This is a genomic window from Pandoraea faecigallinarum (genome assembly GCF_001029105.3).
Taxonomy (GTDB): Bacteria; Pseudomonadota; Gammaproteobacteria; order Burkholderiales; family Burkholderiaceae; genus Pandoraea; species Pandoraea faecigallinarum.
On record NZ_CP011807.3, the window covers coordinates 1,736,285 to 1,757,000 of the forward strand.

The 20,716-nt window shown below is 62.7% G+C and carries 17 protein-coding genes; 11 read left to right on the forward strand and 6 right to left on the reverse strand.

What is annotated here, in order from left to right:
* Positions 1-69 precede the first annotated feature (69 nt).
* Positions 70-1,566 carry a cryptochrome/photolyase family protein gene (locus AB870_RS07790; protein ID WP_047907562.1) on the forward strand — a complete coding sequence of 499 codons (1,497 nt, stop codon included), beginning with the start codon at positions 70-72 and terminating at the stop codon, positions 1,564-1,566.
* A gap of 323 nt (positions 1,567-1,889) precedes the next feature.
* Here AB870_RS07790 and AB870_RS07795 read toward each other — a convergent pair whose 3' ends face one another.
* From AB870_RS07795 to AB870_RS07805, 3 genes are all read right to left on the reverse strand, one after another.
* On the reverse strand, positions 1,890-2,822 hold the full coding sequence (locus AB870_RS07795) for an urea transporter (RefSeq protein ID WP_167362688.1): 933 nt from the start codon (positions 2,820-2,822) through the stop codon (positions 1,890-1,892).
* A gap of 338 nt (positions 2,823-3,160) precedes the next feature.
* Positions 3,161-4,879, reverse strand: a complete 1,719-nt coding sequence (locus AB870_RS07800; protein ID WP_047907564.1) for a glutamine--tRNA ligase/YqeY domain fusion protein — start codon at positions 4,877-4,879, stop codon at positions 3,161-3,163.
* A gap of 114 nt (positions 4,880-4,993) precedes the next feature.
* Positions 4,994-5,194: a hypothetical protein gene (locus tag AB870_RS07805; protein ID WP_047907565.1), complete on the reverse strand. Its 201-nt coding sequence runs from the start codon at positions 5,192-5,194 to the stop codon at positions 4,994-4,996.
* 173 nt (positions 5,195-5,367) lie between these two features.
* Between AB870_RS07805 and AB870_RS07810 the strand changes: the two genes are divergently transcribed.
* From AB870_RS07810 to AB870_RS07850, 9 genes are all read left to right on the forward strand, one after another.
* The gene (locus tag AB870_RS07810) at positions 5,368-5,883 is read left to right on the forward strand and encodes a membrane protein (RefSeq protein WP_047907566.1); all 516 of its coding nucleotides are present in this window, start codon (positions 5,368-5,370) and stop codon (positions 5,881-5,883) included.
* Positions 5,884-6,491: 608 nt separating this feature from the next.
* A complete protein-coding gene (locus AB870_RS07815; RefSeq protein WP_047907567.1) occupies positions 6,492-6,725 on the forward strand; it encodes a hypothetical protein in 234 nt (77 codons plus the stop codon).
* Between the two features lie 143 nt (positions 6,726-6,868).
* Positions 6,869-7,339, forward strand: coding sequence for a GNAT family N-acetyltransferase (locus AB870_RS07820; protein WP_047907568.1), 471 nt, complete (start codon positions 6,869-6,871; stop codon positions 7,337-7,339).
* A gap of 93 nt (positions 7,340-7,432) precedes the next feature.
* Complete coding sequence (locus AB870_RS07825; protein WP_047907569.1) at positions 7,433-9,364, forward strand: ATP-binding cassette domain-containing protein; 1,932 nt, start codon at positions 7,433-7,435, stop codon at positions 9,362-9,364.
* A gap of 313 nt (positions 9,365-9,677) precedes the next feature.
* Positions 9,678-11,657, forward strand: a complete 1,980-nt coding sequence (locus tag AB870_RS07830; protein ID WP_047907570.1) for a DNA topoisomerase IV subunit B — start codon at positions 9,678-9,680, stop codon at positions 11,655-11,657.
* 285 nt (positions 11,658-11,942) lie between these two features.
* Entirely contained in the window at positions 11,943-12,329 is a 387-nt protein-coding gene (locus AB870_RS07835) for a DUF4399 domain-containing protein (protein ID WP_418304000.1), read from the forward strand.
* Entirely contained in the window at positions 12,310-13,257 is a 948-nt protein-coding gene (locus AB870_RS07840) for a lytic transglycosylase domain-containing protein (RefSeq protein WP_064674795.1), read from the forward strand. Before AB870_RS07835 ends, AB870_RS07840 begins: the two co-directional genes overlap by 20 nt.
* 234 nt (positions 13,258-13,491) lie before the next feature.
* Positions 13,492-15,828 carry a DNA topoisomerase IV subunit A gene (gene parC, locus AB870_RS07845; RefSeq protein ID WP_047907571.1) on the forward strand — a complete coding sequence of 779 codons (2,337 nt, stop codon included), beginning with the start codon at positions 13,492-13,494 and terminating at the stop codon, positions 15,826-15,828.
* Between the two features lie 11 nt (positions 15,829-15,839).
* Positions 15,840-16,292, forward strand: coding sequence for a CopD family protein (locus AB870_RS07850; protein WP_047907572.1), 453 nt, complete (start codon positions 15,840-15,842; stop codon positions 16,290-16,292).
* A 6-nt stretch (positions 16,293-16,298) separates the two neighbouring features.
* Here the strand turns inward: AB870_RS07850 and AB870_RS07855 are convergent, their stop codons facing one another.
* Positions 16,299-17,222: a LysR substrate-binding domain-containing protein gene (locus tag AB870_RS07855; protein ID WP_047907573.1), complete on the reverse strand. Its 924-nt coding sequence runs from the start codon at positions 17,220-17,222 to the stop codon at positions 16,299-16,301.
* Positions 17,223-17,356: 134 nt separating this feature from the next.
* On the opposite strand from AB870_RS07855, the gene AB870_RS07860 reads away from it, so the two are divergent.
* Complete coding sequence (locus tag AB870_RS07860) at positions 17,357-18,625, forward strand: MFS transporter (RefSeq protein ID WP_047907574.1); 1,269 nt, start codon at positions 17,357-17,359, stop codon at positions 18,623-18,625.
* 202 nt (positions 18,626-18,827) lie between these two features.
* Here AB870_RS07860 and AB870_RS07865 read toward each other — a convergent pair whose 3' ends face one another.
* Positions 18,828-19,283 carry a RidA family protein gene (locus AB870_RS07865; RefSeq protein WP_047907575.1) on the reverse strand — a complete coding sequence of 152 codons (456 nt, stop codon included), beginning with the start codon at positions 19,281-19,283 and terminating at the stop codon, positions 18,828-18,830.
* Positions 19,284-19,493: 210 nt separating this feature from the next.
* Positions 19,494-20,684 (reverse strand): aminotransferase-like domain-containing protein, encoded by a 1,191-nt coding sequence (locus AB870_RS07870; protein WP_047907576.1) that lies wholly within the window; start codon positions 20,682-20,684, stop codon positions 19,494-19,496.
* Between the last annotated feature and the right edge of the window lie 32 nt (positions 20,685-20,716).

The following is a 20,716-nucleotide window of genomic DNA, read 5'->3' on the forward strand; positions in this document are numbered from 1 at the left end:
GTCCCGGATTCCGCGAGAACACCTGCGACTTAACCCGATGGCGGCGCGTCTTCGTCGCGCCGATCAGACATGAGCGAATTCCAAAAAGGGCTGGTATGGCTGCGGCGCGATCTGCGCTGCTCGGACAACGCGCCACTGGCCCAGGCCCTGGCAATCTGTGCCGAAGTCTATGTGGTGTTCGTCTTCGACACGACGATTCTCGACGCATTGCCGCGCGACGACCGGCGCGTCGCGTTCATTCACGACTGCGTGAGCGAGTTGGCGACGACATTCGCCGAGGCGGGCGGCACACTCATCGTGCGTCACGGGGACCCAACCCGTGAGGTTCCGGAACTGGCGACGGCCTTGGGCGTTCAGGCCGTTTTCGCCGGGCGTGATTACGAACCCGGCGCCGTCGCACGCGATCGCGCAGTGGCGCGCTCCCTCGGCGAGGCGGACATTGCGTTCGAGACGGTCAAGGACCAGGTGATCTTCGAAACGAACGAGATACTGACGGCACAGGGCGAGCCGTATAGCGTTTTCACACCGTATTCGCGGGCGTGGCTCAAACAGGTGCGCCCGGTGGACCTCGCGCCGCATGGCCGAAAGTCCGACCTGAAACGCCTTGCAAAGGCGATGGATGGCGAAGGTGAGGTTCCGTCGCTGGCGTCGTTGGGTTTCGACGTACCGGCGTCGCGTCGAATCGCGATTCCTGCGGGGGAGTCAGGGGCGCATCGGTTGCTGGACGATTTCCTGCCTCGCATGTCGCACTACCACGAGCGGCGCGACTATCCCGCGGTGCGCGGGCCAAGCTATCTGTCTGTCCATCTGCGCTTTGGCACTGTGTCGATTCGTGCGCTGGCGCGCGAGGCGCATGCGGCGATGCTCAAGGGGGGCGATGCGGGCAGCGGCGCGAAGACGTGGTTGAGCGAACTGATCTGGCGCGAGTTCTACTTCATGATCCTGCACCACCATCCGGAGGTTGTCGGCAATGCATTCAAGCCCGCCTACGACGCGATCGAATGGGCGTCGGGCCAAGCGGCCGATATCGCGTTTCAGGCATGGTGCGAGGGACGAACGGGATATCCGCTGGTCGATGCCGCGATGCGCCAGATCAATCGGACCGGATACATGCACAACCGGCTGCGGATGGTGACGGCCAGCTTCCTGGTCAAGGATCTCGGTATCGACTGGCGACGCGGGGAAGCGTACTTTGCGCGCCAGCTAAATGACTTCGATCTGGCCGCGAACAACGGCGGATGGCAATGGGCGGCGTCCACGGGCTGCGACGCTCAGCCATATTTCCGTATTTTCAACCCGGTCTCTCAGTCGGAGAAGTTCGACCCGGAAGGACGTTTCATCCGGAAGTACCTCCCTGAACTGGCGAATTTGTCCGACAGGGCGATACATGCGCCATGGCGTGCCGATGCGCAGGCGCTGGCGGCTGCCAATGTGACGCTGGGGCAGGATTATCCCTGGCCATTGGTTGCCCACGACGTGGCGCGTAAGGAAACGCTCGCCAGATATGCCGTCGTCAAGACGCCGAGGGTGTCCGGCAACGCGTACGGCGGCGTGCCCGGCGATTGACCGACCGCGTCCGGATGCGAGACCCGGGACTGGGGTGCGATCCGTGTATACCCCGGTCAACTTTTTGCGAAATCGTCCGTTGATACGCTTATGGCACGCAAGAGGCCTGGGCTTCGATACGGTTCGCAACGTCGGGGGGCGTTAGCGAGCGTCAGAGAGGAAGCAGTACTACAACAGTTGGGCTTAAAATGCTCTGAAATGAGCAAGGGCAGGCCAAAACCACACGGGGAAGCTGGAGAAGATCCTTTGCCGCATAGACGGCAGCTTCGAACCACGGGGTTCGCGTTGAGCGAGTGCCCGGAACGGACGTTCCGGGCATTTTTTTATGCCGCGGCAGCCCGACGGGGCTTTGCCGATATGCCCAGCACCGCCCATACGGCCAGATTGAACGGCAAGGTGAAATATGGCCAGTCCCACGATTCGAGCCATCCACCCAACACGACGCAGATCACCGCTGCCAGCGCGCCGCCGATCAACCGCACGGTGGGGTGACGTCCGAAAACGCCGAGGCCGAGTGCCGCGAGGAACGCATTGACGCCAACGCCCCCGGCCTGTGTTGCCATGGACGGCCAAACCGTGGCCAACGCGCTGAATCCCGCCCAGATCGCGGCACTCGCCACCAGCGCCCAGAGCGTAGCGCGGGGGGTAAAGAGTGCTACCACGTACCAGGTCAGCAGGCCGAGCGCGAGCGGGGCGATGAATACGACCTGTCCGACCGAACAAAAGACGAACGCCGGCGTACTAGCGTCGCAGGCCGGTGTGCCCGCACGCGGCGTTAGTTCGAGCCATGGCTGTAACGTCCAGGTGAGGATCATGGCGGCCACGAAAGGACCCGTCAGCGCCGGCAAGCGGTAACGCGCCAGCAAGGCCGTCGCCAGGACGGTCAAGCCGACACAGATCGCCAGCCACGCGGCGAAGGTCACATCTGGTTCCCATAACGTGCCGAACGCGATGCCCGTCAGCGCCCCGTTGTAACCGAGCAGTCCGGCGCGCCGCAGCGCATCCGGGAGTCGCAGAACGATGGCACACGCCGATGCGATCGCGCTCGCTGCCACCCCCGTCACGGCGGCGGGCAGATCGGCCAGCGCGAGTACCGCCAATAGCAGGGCGCCAATGCCGGCGGATGGGACGAAATAGATTTGTGAGAAATTAGCCGCCATTGCGCGCAGTTCGGCGATCAACCAACGGTGTTCACGGGCAAGCGACGGGGGGCGAATCGACGACGCCGTCGACGGTGATGGCTTGGACTGCGTCAAGGCGCCGGCGACGGGGACAGTTGGTACGGCAGGCGGGGCCGGCGAGGTGGGCGACGCCGACGAGGGGCGGGAGAGGGGCAGGGACATGGAAGGCGGCGCTGACGGACGTGACGGTAAGCCCCACAGCCGACATCGCCAGCGGCGCGCAAGGCTACGGAACATGGGAAGCGCGAGGAGCGCAAGGAGTGGTTCCGGGCGAGATTACGCCGAACCACCGATTTCGGGCTGGCTCGCGCCTTATAGTCGGTATTTGCGCGGTCCGGGGGCGCCTGCTCGTCCCAAAAAGCAAAACCCGCGCACGCAGGCGCGGGTTTCGTCCAACGAAGCCTGTGCGGCGCTTATTTGCCGCCGCCCTTGGCCGGCTTGACTGCCCAGCTGTCCTTGAGCGACACAATGCGGTTGAACACCGGCTTGCCCGGTAGCGAATCGTGGCGGTCGGCAACAAAGTAACCGTGGCGCTCGAACTGCACGCGGTCCTCGGGCGCGAAGTTCAGCATGCCCGGCTCGACATAAGCTTGCGTCACGCGCTTGGCGTTCGGATTGATCGCGTCGAGGAAGTTCTTGTCGCCGGCGTCCGGATTCGGGTCGAGAAACAGACGGTCGTAAATACGCACTTCCGCCGCCAGGGCATGCGGCGCGCTCACCCAATGGATGTTGCCCTTGACCTTGTAATTGTCGGCGCCCGGCGTGCCCGAACGGCTGTCTTCGAAGTAGTTGCAGTGCACGGCAGTGACGTTGCCGTCGGCATCGGTATCGAAGCTCGTGCATTCCACGACGTAGCCGTAGCGCAAACGCACCTTGTTCCCGGGGAACAGACGGAAGAAGCCCTTGACCGGCTCGGCCTGGAAGTCTTCCCGTTCGATCCACAACTCGCGCGAGATCGGGAACGTGCGCATGCCGCGTTCAGGGAAATGCGGGTGGACCGGTGCCAGACAATCTTCCTGCTGACCTTCCGGATAATTGTCGATGATGAGTTTGAGCGGGTCGAGCACAGCGGTGGCGCGCGGCGCCTTCGGGTCGAGGTCGTCGCGAAGCGCCTGCTCGAGAATGCTCATGTCGATCCACGACGCCGACTTGGCCACCCCGATACGATCGCAGAACAACTGGAGGCTTTCCGGCGTAAAGCCGCGGCGACGCAGACCCACGAGGGTCGGCATGCGCGGATCGTCCCAGCCATCGACGTATTTCTCGTCGACCAATTGACGCAGCTTGCGCTTGCTCGTGATCGCGTAGGTCAATTGCAGACGGGCGAATTCGATCTGTTGCGGCGTCGGACGTGTGAACATGCCCGCATCCGCCAACTCACCGAGCACCCAGTCGTAGAACGGACGCTGATCTTCGAACTCCAGCGTGCACAGGCTGTGCGTAATGTTCTCGATGGCATCTTCGAGCGGGTGTGCATACGTGTACATCGGATACACGCACCACGCGTCGCCTGTGCGATGGTGATGGGCGTGGCGAATACGGTAGATGGCCGGGTCGCGCAGGTTGATGTTCGGCGATGCCATGTCGATCTTCGCGCGCAGCACGTGCGTGCCGTCGGCAAACTCGCCTGCGCGCATGCGACGGAACAGATCCAGGTTTTCCTCGACCGTGCGCGTGCGGAACGGCGAATCCTTGCCCGGCTCGACGAGCGTGCCGCGATTGGCGCGCATGTCCTCGGCGCTTTGGCTATCGACGTACGCCTTGCCGCGCTGAATCAGGATTTCGGCCGCCTGATAGAGCTGCTCGAAATAGTCGCTGGCGAAATAGAGGTGTTCCTTCTGCGGCGTTTGATAGCTGAAACCGAGCCACTTGACCATGTCGATGATCGAGTCGACGTATTCGGTTTCTTCCTTCTCGGGGTTGGTATCGTCAAAGCGCAGGTGGCACACGCCGTCGTAGTCGCGCGCCATGCCGAAGTTCACGCAGATGGCCTTCGCGTGCCCGATGTGCAGATAGCCGTTCGGCTCCGGCGGGAAGCGCGTTTCCACGCGCTGACCCCATTTTCCCGAGCGGTTGTCTTCGTCAATGATGTTGCGGATGAAATTGGATGCCGCGTTCAGCTCTGTGCTCATGCCTGTCCAGTATTCGGAGTTTGGCGAATATTCTACCGTACCGCATTGCACCATGGGCGAGCGTCGACGCGGCACCACAACGTGATGCCGGCCGTATTTCCTCACCTCCCGTACTCAGGTCGTGCGGACCGGTGTGCGCTGACTCGGCCAGTTGGCGTAGGAGAGCAGCCAAAGGGAAATGATGTTCACTAGCGGAATGAAGGCCAGCACGGTGAGCCAGGGCGAGTAGCCGAGGCGGGTGAGAATGCGCCACACCGGCACGCCGATGAGCACGATGCTGACGAGGAGCGCGAGAAAACTGGACGTATTAGCCATCAGACATCTTCCTGAACACCCCGCCCAATGCAGGGCATACCGGCAAGTATAGGGGCGCGGGGGAGCGGGGGAGCGGCCCGGCGCGCCGGACCCATTTCCCGGATTGTGTCCTATGCTGGAAACACTGCCGGTCTTGCCGGTGGCTCTGTGCGTCACCCTCAACGGAGGAGATCATGGAACTGCATCTCAGCGCGCACCGCTATACGCACCGCACGCCGGATTGGGCGGCTGCCGCCGTTGCCGGCTTCGTCGCCTGTGCCTTCTTTTCCGCCGTGGAAATGCTCATGGTGCTGCTCGTCACCGGGCAGAGCCCGTGGGTGCCGCCGCGTATGGTCGCGGCGATTGTGCTGGGCCCGGGCATTTTGTCCCAGCCCGCCACGTTCGACGTGTCGATCGTCGCCATGGCGCTGTTGGTGCATGCCGCCATCGGCGTGGTGCTGGGGATCGTGCTCGGCGCGATCATCGCCCCATTCCGGCTCGATTCCGACATCGTGACGGTGTCGATTGCCGGGGGCATCTTCGGGCTCATCGTGTATGTCGTCAATTTCTACGTAATGACGCAAATGTTCCCGTGGTTCATGGAGTCGCGCGGCTGGACGATGGTGGCCGGCCATGTGATTTTCGGGGCGTTCGCAGGCTATATGTATTGGGTGTTGCGTCAAATGGACGATGCCGGCGCCCCGTCATAAGACCGGGTGATCCGATCGAATGGAGACCGCCGCGTCGGGGCGGGGCCACGCACTATGGTGCAGTTGGCCCGTTTTTCTGGTATGATTCGCCAACTGCATTCATCTGTGCGTCAACGTCGGGCTTGCTGAGTGTGGTTTCCAGTGGCATAGAACGGCATAAAACGCCTGGCAAGTTGCGCACCAGGTGTCGGTCAGGCTGCGGCGCGAAAATCATTACAGATGTGCCGCACGGTTTGCGCCGACATAGTTGTCGTCGGCATGCCACACGGAACGCTTTGGTGTTCCCGCCGCCGATCCGAATGGACGGCCGGCCATCATTCCCCGAAACAGAAGTCGCGAAGGGCGTTCGTACGCCCGGTCGTCCGATCGCATCCGCATTGGGCCTTGCGTGCGCAATGCGGGCGCGTACCGGACTTGCGCCGGCGCCAGGTCCGGTCGCCGTGTGCGTCGCATGTCGGTCACGTTTTTGTCGTGCGACTGTCACATTCGGTAGCTACGCTGCGTGCACTTCACGGAAACATTTGTGCAACTTTGCACTCTCACCACCGTAAGCCGATTCGAGAGGGATAGTTATCAGTCGAATTTTTTGCAGTAAAGAAGGATACAAAATGACAACATCGCAATATCAGGAATTCCAGTACAGCGTCCACGCCGTCGAACGAGATAACGCCCGTTGGGACGCGTTCTACGAAATTCACCGCCCGACCCATCAGGGCCTGGAAAAAGTTGGCGCCTATCAGGTACAAACCGCATACGGCTTTGCCACGCAAAGGAACGCCCTCGACGACGCCGAGCGCAATGCGCGCGCCGACATCGAGCAAGGCATCGTCTACTTCCAGTAAGTCCGGCGCTTCCCGGTTCGTCCCGCGTCTTCTCCCCTCTTCATTTCATGTGCGCGATCCTGGCATCGTCGCTTTGCGACGGTGCTATAGTCCCGCTTTTCGTCGTGTTGCAATGCCGCATTGCACGGGCTGGAGATTTGGGAATGGAATGGATGTGCAAGACGTTCGACGCGTTGGGCAGCACGCTGCTCTATCGTATTTTGGCCGCGCGTAATGCCGTGTTCGTGGTCGAACAGCAATGTCCGTATCAGGACATCGACGGACGCGATCCGCACTGCCTGCACCTCGTCGCGCAAGCGAATTCCGAAACATCGAACGTGCCGCAAATCGCTGCCTATTTGCGACTGTTGCCGCCGGGACTCGCTTATGACGAAGCGTCGATCGGACGTGTGATTACGGCTGCATCGCATCGGGGCACCGGCCTCGGCCGGGAATTGCTCGCACGGGCCATGGAGATTGCCGGCGCGCAATGGCCGGACGCCGCGCTGCGCATCGGTGCGCAGGCCCATCTCGAAGCGTTTTACGGCAGCTTCGGGTTTGTAAGGGCGAGCGAGCCGTATGACGAAGACGGCATCATGCATATCGAAATGGTGCGTGCGTCGGTTCGATCGTAGTGATAAGGTCGTCGACGTCCACCGCATTCCCGGCCGGGCCATCGCGCCCGGCACTACAATACCTCTCATCGTAGTTCACGCGTTTCCCGACACATGGCCTTGTATTCCATCACGGGCGCCCAATTGGCGTTCGGTCATCTGGCATTGCTCGACAATGCCGATTTTTCGCTCGAAGCCGGCGAGCGCGTCGGGCTTATCGGCCGCAATGGCGCAGGCAAGTCGTCGCTGCTCAAGATCGTGGCGGGCCTGACGTCTCCCGACGATGGCCTCGTGGCGCGTCAGGCGGGCTTGCACACGGTGTATGTGCCGCAGGAGCCGGTATTCGATGCCGAACAGTCGGTGTTCGAAGTCGTCGCGCTCGGCCTCGGCGATGCGCACGTGCTGCTCTCCGAATACGACCGTACGGCCGAAGCGCTTGCCGTGGCGCCGGAAGGCCCGGAGCACGACGCGCTGCTGGCACGTCTGAACACGCTGCAATCGTCGCTCGATGCGGCCGGCGCCTGGCAACTCAAGACGCGCGTGGAGACGACCATCGCGCAGCTCGGCCTCGACGGGCACGCCCGTGTGGGCGCGTTGTCGGGCGGGATGCAAAAGCGCGTCTCGCTCGCGCAGGCGTGGGTCGCCAAGCCGGACGTGCTGCTGCTCGACGAGCCGACCAACCATCTCGACTTCGACGCCATCCGCTGGCTTGAAGAATTGCTCGTCAACTATCGTGGCGCGCTGCTGTTCATCACCCACGACCGGAGCTTTCTCGATCGCGTGGCAACGCGCATCGTGGAACTGGACCGCGGCCGTCTGCTCTCGTACCCGGGCAATTTCACGCAATATCAGGAACGCAAGGCCGAGCAGCTTGAGATCGAGCGCGTCGAGAATGCGAAGTTCGACAAGCTGCTCGCGCAGGAAGAGGTGTGGATTCGCAAGGGCGTGGAGGCGCGTCGCACGCGCAGCGTGTCGCGTATCGAACGCCTGAAAGCGATGCGCAGCGAGCGTGCCGAACGCCGCGAGCAGCAGGGCAACGTGCGCATGGACGTCGCGCAAGCGGAGAAGTCCGGCAAGATCGTTGCGGAACTCACCAACGTGACGAAGTCGTACGGCGGGCGCACGATCGTGCGCGACTTTTCGGCGACCCTCATGCGCGGCGACAAGGTCGGTCTCGTCGGTCCGAACGGGGTGGGCAAGACCACGATGCTCAAGCTCATTCTTGGCGAGATTCAGCCGGACAGCGGCCAGATTCGCGTAGGCACGAACCTTCAGGTCGCGTACTTCGATCAGATGCGCGCGCAACTTGATCCCGAGCGCAATCTGCTCGACACCATCAGCCCGGGTAGCGACTGGATCGAGATCAACGGCGCGCGCAAGCACGTGATGAGCTATCTCGGCGACTTCCTGTTCTCGCCCGAGCGTGCGCGCTCGCCGGTCAAGTCGCTCTCCGGTGGCGAGCGTAACCGTCTGCTGCTTGCCCGATTGTTCGCGCGCCCGGCCAACGTGCTGGTGCTCGATGAGCCGACCAACGACCTCGATATTCCGACACTCGAACTGCTTGAAGAACTCCTTGAGGAATATAGCGGCACGGTGTTCCTCGTCAGCCACGATCGTACGTTCCTCGATAACGTCGTGACGTCCGTCATCGCGGCCGAAGGTGACGGCAACTGGCGCGAGTATGTCGGTGGCTTCACCGATTGGCAGGTGCAGAGCGAGCGCTCGGCGGCCCTCGCGGCGCAGCGTGCGCCTGTGGAAGCGGCGGCGAAGGAAGTCGCCGGTGCACAGAAGCGCGGCACGAACCGTACCGTCAAACTCAGCTACAAGGAGCAACGCGAACTCGACGGGCTGCCCGAGCGTATCGCGTCGTTGGAAAACGAGCAGAAAGAGGCCGCGGCGAAGATCGAAGACGGCTCGATCTTTGTGAAAGATCCGGCGGCGGGGGCGGCGTTGTCCGAACGTTTCGAAGCGATTGAACTGGAATTGCTCGAAGCGCTCGAACGCTGGGAAGTGCTTGAAGCCAAGCAGCGTGGCGAGAGCGCATAAGTTTGCCCCCGTCGTGTCGGCAATGTCGGCGGCCGGTTTTCCGGCCGCGTTTCGTTGGGTGCCGGGGCGCGCCTGGCAATGTCACGCGACCGCGTCACGAGTGACAGTACAATAGGCCGCGAATCATCAAGTGCGACACGCTCGCCGGACAACGGTACGACGTGATGCGCACCTTGAGTGCCCATTATGTGGGCGTCGCAACACAAGTCGTTGATCCGGCGTCACTTTTGTCATGTGTTAATGGGTTTTCCCCGTGGTTGTCCACAGGAAATGTGGATAATCGGCGGGCGTCGAACCCCAATTCAGTCACGCTATGTCGAAAAAAAATACGCCTGCCCAATACAGCGAAGCTTCCATCAAGGTCCTGAAGGGGCTTGAGCCGGTCAAGCAGCGCCCGGGCATGTACACCCGTACCGAAAATCCGCTGCACATCATTCAGGAAGTCATCGACAACGCTTCGGACGAAGCGCTGGGAGGCTACGGCAAGCAGATTCTCGTCACGCTGAACAAGGACGGTTCGGTGAGCGTCGAGGACGATGGTCGGGGCATTCCTGTCGGCATCCATCCGGAAGAGGGCGTGCCGGTCGTCGAAATCGTGTTCACGCGTCTGCATGCCGGCGGCAAGTTCGACAAGGCTGCCGGTGGTGCCTATACGTTCTCCGGCGGCTTGCACGGTGTCGGCGTGTCCGTGACGAACGCTTTGGCGACGCGACTCGCGGTCACGGTGTGGCGCGATGGTCAGGTCTCGGAGCTCGAATTCGCCGACGGTGGCAATGTCAACGTGGCGCTTCATTCGCGTGAGGCGCAGCGCGGCGAGAAGAAAAGCGGAACGCGTGTGACTGTCTGGCCGGATGCGAAGTACTTCGATAGCCCGGCACTGCCGCTGGGCGAACTGCAACGGCTGCTGCGCTCGAAGGCGGTGTTGTTGCCGGGCGTGCGCGTGACGTTGCGCCAGGAAAAGAACGGCGAAGAGCAGACCTGGTTCTACGAGCACGGCCTGCGCGGCTACCTCGTCGAATCCCTGGGCGGGGCGGAGCCGCTCATCCCGTTGTTCGAAGGCGAACGTTTCGCCGACGGCAGCGAAGACAGCTTTGCCGAAGGCGAGGGCGCTGCGTGGGTCGTGGCGTGGACGGAAGACGGTGCACAGGTGCGGGAATCCTACGTCAACCTGATTCCGACGCCCGCAGGCGGCACCCACGAGTCGGGGCTGCGCGAAGGTCTGTTTCAGGCGGTGCGGGGCTTCATCGAATTGCACAACCTTCAGCCCAAGGGCGTGAAACTGCTGCCCGAAGACGTCTTCTCACGCGTGTCGTTCGTGCTGTCGGCGAAGGTGCTCGATCCGCAGTTTCAGGGGCAGATCAAGGAGCGTCTGAACAGCCGTGACGCCGTGCGTCTGGTCTCGTCGTTCACGCGTCCTGCGCTCGAACTGTGGCTCAATCATCACGTCGAGCACGGCAAGAAGCTGGCCGAACTGGTGATCCGGCAGGCACAGGCTCGCACACGTGCGGGCCAGAAGATCGAGAAGAAGAAAAGCTCCGGTGTGGCCGTGTTGCCGGGTAAGCTGACCGATTGCGAGACGGAAGACATCGCGCGTAACGAGCTGTTCCTCGTCGAGGGCGACTCGGCGGGCGGGTCGGCGAAGATGGGGCGCGACAAGGAATTCCAGGCGATTCTGCCGCTGCGTGGCAAAGTCCTGAATACGTGGGAGACCGAGCGCGACCGTTTGTTTGCGAACAACGAAGTGCACGACATCGCGGTGGCTATCGGCGTCGACCCGCACGGTGCGAACGACACCCCCGATCTGTCGAACCTGCGATACGGCAAGATCTGTATTCTCTCGGACGCCGACGTGGATGGCTCGCACATTCAGGTGTTGCTGCTCACGCTGTTCTTCCGTCACTTCCCGCAACTGATCGCCAAGGGCCATGTGTACGTGGCGCGCCCGCCGCTGTATCGCGTCGATGCGCCGGCCCGTGGCAAGAAGCCCGCGCAAAAGCTGTATGCGCTGGACGAGGGCGAACTCGAAGCGATTCTCGACAAGCTGCGCAAGGACGGTGTGCGTGAGTCTGCGTGGTCCATCAGCCGCTTCAAGGGGCTGGGCGAGATGAGCGCCGAGCAACTGTGGGAGACGACGATGAATCCGGATACGCGTCGCCTGAGTCCGGTGTCGCTCGGTCAGCTCGACTTCGACGCGACCGTCGCCCGCATGAACATGCTCATGGGCAAGGGCGAGGCGGCGCAGCGGCGCAGCTGGCTCGAGGCCAAGGGCAACGAGGTCGAAGCCGATATCTGAGCGATGTCGGCGCACACACGGGTGGGCCGCATGCCGACGGACACAATCGGAGGCTTTCGGTCCGTCCACGCCGGCCCGCATGGTCGGAATGATCGAAGTGGCCTCATGCCTCGCCGGGCGGGCCATAGCGGACCCTTGCCAGGACATTGGCATTGTAGGAATGCGCATTTTCGCCGCACTCACGCGGGGCAAACCAGCGTGAGTGCTCACATAGTGGGATAATCCACCCCTCACCCTACCGGGAGTCGCGTTATGTTGCGTTCCATGCGTTACATTCTCGTGCCCATGCTGCTTGCTGGCGCAAGCGCCACCGCTTTGGCACAGTCGGCCCAACCGCGCGTCTTCTTCGTTGCACCGTCCAATGGTGCGACGGTGTCGAATCCGGTAGTGGTCAAGTTCGGCGTCGAGGGCATGGCGATCAAACCGGCGGGCGACATGGCGTCCGACACGGGCCACCATCACCTCATCATCGACGGCGATCCGGTTCCGGCAGGTCAGGTCGTTCCCACCGACGATACCCACCTGCATTTCGGCAAAGGCCAGACCGAGACGAGCGTCAATCTGACGCCGGGCGATCACACGTTGACGATGCAATTCGCCAACGGTGCCCACCAGTCGTACGGTCCGGCCATGAGCCAGACGATCAAGGTGCATGTCAAAGGTCAGCAATAGCGATGTTTCGACGGCCAAACGCGTAAGCGCGCTTCGCCGAAAGTTCTCTCTGCGCCAACTCGCAGGTCCCGCGCTCGCCGCTTTGCTGCTTGGCGCGGCGCCGCTCGCGCACGCCGAACTGTATGGCTACGTCGACGAAAACGGCGTAGCCCATCTCGCTGCGCGCAAGCTCGATGCTCGCTATCGGCTCGTTGTGGGCAATGGCGGTAACGTCGATCTGCGCACCGGGCAACGGCAAGGCGTGGTCAGCGGCCCCGACCGCTCACGTCTGTATGACGCGCTCGCACGTCATCCCAATCTGAAAAAGCTGGCACCGGTGATCGCGCAGGCGGCCCAAAAATTCAACGTCGACGCCGCGCTGCTCAAAGCGGTGATCGCCGCCGAATCCGGCTTCGACAGCGCGGCAGTGTCACCCAAAGGCGCTGTGGGGCTGATGCAGGTGCTGCCGGCAACGGGCGAGCGTTACGGTGTGCGCGCCGACGCACGACGCAGCGTTGCCGACAAGTTGACCGATCCGCGTGTCAATGTGCTGACCGGCGCCCGCTATTTACGCGACCTTCAGGCCCGTTATCCCGACCGTCTGGAATTGGTGCTCGCATCCTACAACGCGGGTGAGGGCGCGGTGGCGCGTCACGCCGATCAGATTCCGCCTTATGCGGAGACGCGCGACTACGTCGCTGCCGTCCTCGAACTCTATCGACGTTTCCATCCGGGCAACGCCGACGCGGTGCCCGGCCGTCGCGTCATCCAGGCCAGCGGCAGTGGCGGGACGCTGGGAAATGCGCGGATCAACGGGTCGCGCGATGGGCGTATCCACGTCATTCTGGGTGCGCCGTCAGGTTTGCCCGTGGTGCCTGCTACCATGCCGAACGCATCGGCGCGCGATTCGGCGCCCTCCGCACTGTCGGCACCGCCCGCGACCGACTGAGATACCGCTGCGCATCCGTTGGCGCTCCATTTGGCGATCTCGGAAACCCCCTCTCGGAATCGTCCGAAGCGCGGCCGGAATCCTGGAAATCCGGGGTGCCGGGCGACCTAAATCGCATTGCGCTTTGCCATTCGGGCGCGTTTTTGCCGAAATGTACCGGCGAGCTTGGTATGATCTCGCGGTCAACATCCACTCGAACTCTCGTCAAACGTTCGCAGCAAACCCACAGGTTTTATGGAACAAGTAGAAGATCTCTTTACGCAACCGTCGGATGACGACACCCTAACGCTCGGCGCGTACGCTGAGCGCGCTTATTTGGACTACGCGATCAGCGTTGTCAAGGGCCGGGCCCTGCCGGATGTTTGCGACGGCCAGAAGCCCGTGCAGCGCCGCATTCTGTTTGCGATGAACGAAATGGGCCTCGCCGCCGACGCCAAGCCGGTGAAGTCGGCGCGTGTGGTCGGCGACGTGCTCGGTAAGTTCCACCCGCACGGCGACCAGTCCGCGTATGACGCGCTGGTGCGTCTGGCGCAGGACTTCTCGATGCGCTATCCGCTCATCGACGGTCACGGCAATTTCGGCTCGCGCGACGGCGACGGTGCCGCAGCCATGCGATACACGGAAGCGCGCCTCACCCCCATCGCGAAGCTCCTCCTTGAGGAAATCGACGCGGGCACGGTGGATTTTGTCCCGAACTACGACGGCTCGACGGACGAGCCGCGCCTGTTGCCGGCGCGCCTGCCGTTCGTGCTGCTGAACGGCGCATCGGGCATCGCGGTGGGGCTCGCGACGGAAATCCCGTCGCACAATCTGCGCGAAGTCGCGTCGGCGGCGGTTGCGCTGATCCGCAATCCGAAGCTCGACGATGCCGAGTTGATGAGCCATGTGCAGGGACCGGATTTTCCCGGTGGCGGTCAGTTGATTTCGAGTGCTGCCGAGATTCGCGCCGCCTACGAAAGCGGCCGCGGCAGCCTCAAGGTGCGTGCACGCTGGAAGATCGAAGAGATGGCGCGCGGCCAGTGGCAGGCGGTGGTGTACGAGTTGCCGCCGAATACGTCCGGCCAGAAGGTGCTGGAAGAAATCGAGGAACTGACCAACCCGAAGGTCAAGCTGGGCAAAAAGTCGCTCACGCCTGAGCAGCAAAACCTCAAGCAGTCGATGCTGGCGATGCTCGACGCTGTGCGCGACGAGTCGGGCAAGGATGCACCGGTGCGCCTCGTGTTCGAACCCAAGTCGAGCCGTATCGACCAGCAGGAATTCGTCACGATGCTGCTCGCGCACACGAGCCTGGAGTCGAGTGCATCGGTCAACCTCGTGATGGTGGGGGCCGACGGCCGCCCGGGGCAGAAGTCGTTGCGCGACATCATCACCGAATGGATTGGCTTCCGTTTCGCGACGGTAACGCGCCGTACGCGACATCGTCTGGGCAAGGTCGACGACCGCATTCATATTCTCGAAGGCCGGATGATCGTCTTCCTGAATATCGACGAAGTCATTCGCATCATTCGCGAGTCGGACGAGCCGAAGGCTGCGCTGATGAGCGCGTTCCAACTGAGCGAGCGTCAGGCGGAAGACATTCTGGAAATTCGTCTGCGTCAGCTGGCGCGACTCGAAGCGATCAAGATCGAGCAGGAACTCGCGTCGTTGCGTGACGAGAAGGCGAAGCTCGAAGAACTGCTCGCCAATGAAAGCGCGATGAAGCGCCTGCTCATCAAGGAAATCGAAGCCGACGCGAAGCAGTTCGGCGACGAACGTCGCACGCTGATTCAGGAAGAGAAGCGGGCGGTCGCAGAAGCCCGCGTGGTCGACGAGCCGGTGACGGTGGTCGTGTCCGCCAAGGGCTGGGTGCGGGCGCTCAAAGGGCACGGCCTGGACGCGCAGGGCTTCTCGTTCAAGCAGGGCGACTCGCTGTATGGGGCGTTCGAATGCCGGAGCGTCGATCCGCTGATCGCATGGGGCAGCAACGGTCGCGTGTATTCGGTCGCCGTTGCGCTATTGCCGGGCGGACGAGGCGATGGCGTGCCGCTCACCTCGTTGATCGAGCTCGAATCCGGTTCGCGTCTGTTGCATTACTACGCCGCGTCGGGCGAGCAGCAGTTGCTGCTGGCGACGTCGGCGGGCTTCGGCTTCACGACCCGGCTTGGCGACATGGTCAGTCGCGTGAAGGCCGGCAAGTCGTTCATGACCATCGACGATGGCGCCGAACCGCTGGTGCCGACGCCAATTTGGCCGGGCGCAAGCGCGGTTGCCTGTCTATCGAGCGACGGCCGTCTGCTCGTGTTCGGCATGGACGAAATGAAGGCGCTGAGCGGGGGCGGACGTGGCGTCACGCTGATCGGTCTGGAGGCCAGGCAGACGCTGGTGTCGGCTGTTCCGATCAGCGAGGCGGGTGTCACGGTGTACGGCGAAGTGCGAGGCGGTAAAGTCCAGTCCGAGACGCTTTCGGGTACCGCGCTGGCGCCCAACATCGGCAAGCGCGCCCGCAAGGGCCGTGCGCCGGCGGTAAAGTTCGCGACGTTCAAACCGCGTTCGCTCGAGCCGGTGTTGCCGGCCGTGCCGAAAGCATCCTGAGGGAGTCGCGCATGACTGTTTACGCCTTCAGCCTGTTTCTGCATCTGGTGAGTGTTGCCGTCTGGATCGGCGGAATGTTCTTCGCGCTGGTGTGTTTGCGTCCAGCGTCGTCCGAGTTGTCGCCACAGCAACGCCTGCCATTATGGGAGGCTGCGTTCACGCGCTTCTTTACGTGGGTCGGCGTGGCAATCGTGCTGATTCTGCTGTCCGGCGGGCACATGATGATGGGCATGGGCGGTTTGCATGCCCGTTGGCCGGTGCACGCCATGGCGGGGATCGGTGCGCTGATGATGCTTGTCTTCGGACACATCCGTTTTGCGCTGTTCCCGCGTCTGCAACGTGCCGTGCAGGCGCAGTCCTGGCCGGACGGGGCGGCGGCGGTCAACGGGATTCGCCGGCTGGTGATTCTCAATCTCGTGCTGGGTGTCGTCGTGATTGGCCTGGCGGCATCGTTGCGTAGTTGACAGGCATTACGTGGCAGGCTGTCGTTCGACGTGCTGATGGCCGGCCACTTCGTGACATATTGCGACGAAAGCCTGGACGAGCGGGCTGTTGTCGTCGTGGCGCTTGCCGAGCAACAGCGGCGCATGCGCATCGGGTTCGCCCAAATCCATGAAATACGCGCCTTCGATCTGGATGCAGCGCACGGCGGCGGGCAGTACCGCAACACCCAATCCACTCGCCGCGAGCGCGACGATCGTCGTCGACTCGCGCGCTTCCTGAACGACGCGCGGCGTGAAGCCGGCGCGTTCGCACATTCTTCGGATCTGACCATCGATGGCCGTGCCTACGCCGTGCGGATGCATGATAAAGGCTTCCTCCGCCAGATCGGCAATCGACAGGCTGGAGCGCTGCGCCAACGGATGGCCCTGGTGCAGAACGACGACAAGCGCTTCGTCGATCAACGTTTCGAAACTCAATCCGGGCACTGGCGGGGCTTCCTCCGCCTGACGCAGCAAGCCGATGTCCAGCGTGCGTTCCATCAGGGCTTCGCGCTGATTCTCCGAGGGCGATTCGCTCAACGTGAGTGTGACGCGCGGGTATCGCTGGCGATAGCTCGTGAGCACGCGTTTCATCAGATTGGTCATCGGCGCGGAGGTCGTGAACGCGATGCGCAACTCGCCTGCATAGAGTCCTGCGATCCGTTGCACTTCAAGACGCGCCGCGTCGGCGTCTGCCAGGATTTGGCGCGCTCGCGCGAGGAAGGTGCGTCCGGCTGGCGTCAAAAAGACGCGCCGCTGTGAGCGCTCGAAGAGCGGCACCCCCAGCTCGTCCTCCAGAGCGCGTATTTGCATCGACAGGGGAGGCTGCCCGATATTCAGCTTTTGGGCGGCACGGCTGAAATGTAGCTCTTCGGCGACGGTCACAAAGTAGCGCAGGTGCCGCAATTCCATGCCTGGCTCCTTGAGTTGATTGCTTTTATATATAGAAAACTCGCTTAAATATATATTGGACGCGAGGTATCGGCAAATCTATCATTCGTTGTATACATTTCTCTTCCATGGCTCGCGCGAGGCGAGCCGGCACCATGGCATCACCGAATTCTCTACCCTTGTCTTCCGGAGGCGCGCGCACTGGCGGTGCATCTGCGCCGAAACTTCCGGCGGGTGTGGCACGCGGCACCCGCGAATACGCCGTCATCAGCCGGGCACTCTTCTTCGGCGGTTTTTCCACGTTTGCTCAGCTTTACTGCATGCAGTCGCTGTTGCCGTTGCTGACGGCGACGTTTGGTATCAGCCCGGCGCAGGCCAGCTGGTCGGTATCCGGTGCGACCATGATGATGGCGCTGGGTCTGCTCGTGACGTGCGTTGCGGCCGATCGCGTGAGCCGCAAGCGGATGATGACCATCGCGTTGCTGACGTCATCGGTGCTGACGCTGGCCAGTGCCTTTTCCACCAACTTCGAGACCATCGTCGTTCTGGCCGCGCTCAAGGGCCTTGCGCTGTCGGGACTGCCCGCCATTGCCATGGCTTACCTGAGTGAGGAAATCGATCAGCGCTCGCTCGGCATGTCGATGGGCCTGTACATCGGCGGCAATATTCTGGGCGGGATGGCGGGCCGGGTCATGGCCGCTTTCGTCGCGGACATGTTCTCGTGGCGGGTGTCGGTCGCGCTGATCGGGTTGGTGTGTCTGGCCATGGGCCTGGAGTTCGCGCGCAGTCTGCCTCATTCGCGCCGCTTCACCCCGCGCCACATGACCGTTCGCGAGGCCCTCGGTCATGCGCGGCGCCATCTGGGCGATCCCGCGTTGTTGGGCCTGTATCTGTTTGCGGGGCTCATGATGGGCAGCTTCGTGAGCGTCTACAACTATCTCGGCTTCTATCTGTCGGCGCCGCCGTTTCATCTGCCGCATGCGGCGATCGGCGCTATCTTCACGATGTACCTGATCGGCGTGGCTGGCTCTTTCATCGCGGGGCCGCTGTCCGACCGGGTGGGGCGTCCGCGATTGTTGTGGGTGCTCGTCGCGCTGGCGATGGTCGGCCTGGTGACGATGCTGGCGTCGCAGGTCTCGGGCGTGGTGCTGGGGTTGGCAATCTTCACCTTCGGCTTTTTCGGCGCGCATACCGTTGCCAGCAGTTGGGTCGGCCGACGCGCCACCGAAGGCCGTGCTATTGCCTCGGCGCTTTATCTGTTCTTCTATTACCTCGGTTCGAGCCTGTTGGGCAGCTTTTCGGGCGTGGTGCTCAAATCGCACGGTTGGCACGGTGTGGTCGCCTTGCTGTCGGTCGCCGTGGTGATTTCGCTGGGCGTTGCGATTGCGATGCGTCGTGCGTACGGCACGGGCAAACCGGTCTGAGGCGATACGCGTTCGAGTCCGCAAGCCCGCGACGCTCTCGGCACAAGCCGCGCCAAAGAGAAACAGCCACCAACGGTGGCTGTTCTCGTATTCGCCGGATGATGGTCACGCTATGGCGCGCGAGGCATCTCACCTGGCATCGTGCGCTGCCTCGCGTTTCCTGTCACGAGCCTTACCGTCGACGCGAAGCCGATCCACCGAATCAGGCGAGTTCGGCAATCAATTCGATTTCGACACATGCGCCGAGCGGAATCTGCGCGACACCGAATGCGGAGCGAGCGTGCTTGCCCGCGTCGCCGAACACTTCACCGAATAGTTCCGACGCGCCGTTTGTCACCAGATGCTGATCGGTGAATTCCTGCGTCGAGTTCACCAGGCTCATCAACTTCACGATGCGCTTGACCTTGTTCAGGTCGCCCGTGTGCGCGTGCAGCGTGGCGATCAATTCGATGGCGACGGCGCGCGCTGCGGCCTTACCGTCTTCGACGCTCACGTCCTTGCCGAGTTTGCCGGTCCAAACCTTGCCGTCCTTCTTCGGCAGATGGCCCGAGAGGAACACGGTGTTGCCGGTTTGCGCGGCCATCACGTAGGCGGCCGCGGGGGCGGCGGAGGTCGGCAGTTCGATACCCAGTTGCTTCAGTTTGTCGTAGACGGACATTTACGGCTTCCTTGCAGAGGCGTTGAAATTGGACCGATCGGTCGGTCGGGCCGATCGGTGGGAGTCTGGTGTGGCAACTCGCGTGGGTTCGTGACTGCCGGCGCCAACCAAGGTCCGGCATGTAGGTGAGCGGACGTCGATGCCTGCGGCAATCGACCGAAGCCGTGTCCGGACCGGTTGCCGGGGCGCAACGGGGGGCCCAGCGCCAGATTAGGCGGCGCGGCGCGGCAGGGCGCCGGAGATCAGTGCGCCAAGACGCGCGACGCCTGCTTCGATCTTCTCCGGCGGCACCGTCACGAACGACAACCGCAGCGTGTTCGATTGTGGCGTGCCCACATAGAACGGCGCGCCGGGCACGAACGCCACATTCTGCGCAATCGCTTTTTCCAGTAGCTGCATGGTGTCGATGCCTGCGGGCAATGTCAACCAGATGAACATGCCCCCGGCGGGGGCCGTCCACGTGGCGTTTGCCGGCATGTGTGTCTTCAGCGAGGCGAGCATTGCCTGCGCCTGCGCGGCGTAAAGCGTGCGGATCGACGGGATGTGGGTGTCGAGAAAACCATCCTTCACGACTTCGTAAGCGATGCGTTGCGTCACACTCGGTGTGTGAAGGTCGGCGGCCTGCTTGGCCTGCACCAGCTTCGCGATCACTGCCCGCGGTCCGATGATGAAGCCAAGTCGCAGACCGGGAGCGAGCACCTTGGAAAAGGAGCCCATGTACAACACATGCTCGGGCGCCAGCGACAGCAGACTCGGCAGGCGCTGTCCTTCGTAATCGAGGTCGCCATAAGGATCGTCTTCGATAATCGCGAGGCCATCGCGTTTGGCAACGGCCGCCAGCGCTTCGCGGCGCGCCATCGGCAAACGGCGCCCCGTCGGATTCTGGAAATTCGGCATCGCGTACAGGAAACGCGCGCCCTTCACGAGCTCCGGCGTGAGGGCTTGCGGCAGCAGACCCTGATCGTCGGTGGTCACCGGCACATATTTCGGTGCGAACAGCGAGAACGATTGCAGCGCACCGAGATAACTCGGCGCTTCGACGAGCACGCGGCTGCCTTCGTCGATGAAGATCTTGCCAATGAGATCCAGTCCTTGCTGCGATCCGGTCGTGATGAGCACGTTTTCCGGGGCAAGCGTCAAACCGTCGCGCGAATAGCGTTGCGCGATCCATTCGCGCAGCGGTGCAAACCCTTCGGTCGCGCTGTATTGCAGAGCCGCCTGGGGCGAGTCGGTGAGGACACGTTGTGCGGCAGCCCGCATCTGTTCGACGGGAAACGTGGCGGGCGAGGGCAGGCCGCCGGCGAAGGAGATGACCTCGGGGCGCTCGGTGACTTTGAGAATTTCGCGAATGGCCGAGCTGGTCAGATTGCGGGCGCGTTCGGAATATTGCCAATCGTGCATGATGGTCTCGCTTGAAGGTGCGGCCTTTCTGT

What these genes read in the sequence shown, in the direction of transcription:
- AB870_RS07790 (WP_047907562.1), top strand. Translation starts at nt 70, where the DNA reads ATGAGCGAATTCCAAAAAGGGCTGGTATGGCTGCGGCGCGATCTGCGC.
- AB870_RS07800 (WP_047907564.1), bottom strand. Translation starts at nt 4,879, where the DNA reads ATGAGCACAGAGCTGAACGCGGCATCCAATTTCATCCGCAACATCATT.
- AB870_RS07805 (WP_047907565.1), bottom strand. Translation starts at nt 5,194, where the DNA reads ATGGCTAATACGTCCAGTTTTCTCGCGCTCCTCGTCAGCATCGTGCTC.
- AB870_RS07810 (WP_047907566.1), top strand. Translation starts at nt 5,368, where the DNA reads ATGGAACTGCATCTCAGCGCGCACCGCTATACGCACCGCACGCCGGAT.
- AB870_RS07815 (WP_047907567.1), top strand. Translation starts at nt 6,492, where the DNA reads ATGACAACATCGCAATATCAGGAATTCCAGTACAGCGTCCACGCCGTC.
- AB870_RS07820 (WP_047907568.1), top strand. Translation starts at nt 6,869, where the DNA reads ATGGAATGGATGTGCAAGACGTTCGACGCGTTGGGCAGCACGCTGCTC.
- AB870_RS07825 (WP_047907569.1), top strand. Translation starts at nt 7,433, where the DNA reads ATGGCCTTGTATTCCATCACGGGCGCCCAATTGGCGTTCGGTCATCTG.
- AB870_RS07830 (WP_047907570.1), top strand. Translation starts at nt 9,678, where the DNA reads ATGTCGAAAAAAAATACGCCTGCCCAATACAGCGAAGCTTCCATCAAG.
- AB870_RS07835 (WP_418304000.1), top strand. Translation starts at nt 11,943, where the DNA reads ATGCTGCTTGCTGGCGCAAGCGCCACCGCTTTGGCACAGTCGGCCCAA.
- AB870_RS07840 (WP_064674795.1), top strand. Translation starts at nt 12,310, where the DNA reads ATGTCAAAGGTCAGCAATAGCGATGTTTCGACGGCCAAACGCGTAAGC.
- parC (WP_047907571.1), top strand. Translation starts at nt 13,492, where the DNA reads ATGGAACAAGTAGAAGATCTCTTTACGCAACCGTCGGATGACGACACC.
- AB870_RS07850 (WP_047907572.1), top strand. Translation starts at nt 15,840, where the DNA reads ATGACTGTTTACGCCTTCAGCCTGTTTCTGCATCTGGTGAGTGTTGCC.
- AB870_RS07855 (WP_047907573.1), bottom strand. Translation starts at nt 17,222, where the DNA reads ATGGAATTGCGGCACCTGCGCTACTTTGTGACCGTCGCCGAAGAGCTA.
- AB870_RS07860 (WP_047907574.1), top strand. Translation starts at nt 17,357, where the DNA reads ATGGCATCACCGAATTCTCTACCCTTGTCTTCCGGAGGCGCGCGCACT.
- AB870_RS07865 (WP_047907575.1), bottom strand. Translation starts at nt 19,283, where the DNA reads ATGTCCGTCTACGACAAACTGAAGCAACTGGGTATCGAACTGCCGACC.
- AB870_RS07870 (WP_047907576.1), bottom strand. Translation starts at nt 20,684, where the DNA reads ATGCACGATTGGCAATATTCCGAACGCGCCCGCAATCTGACCAGCTCG.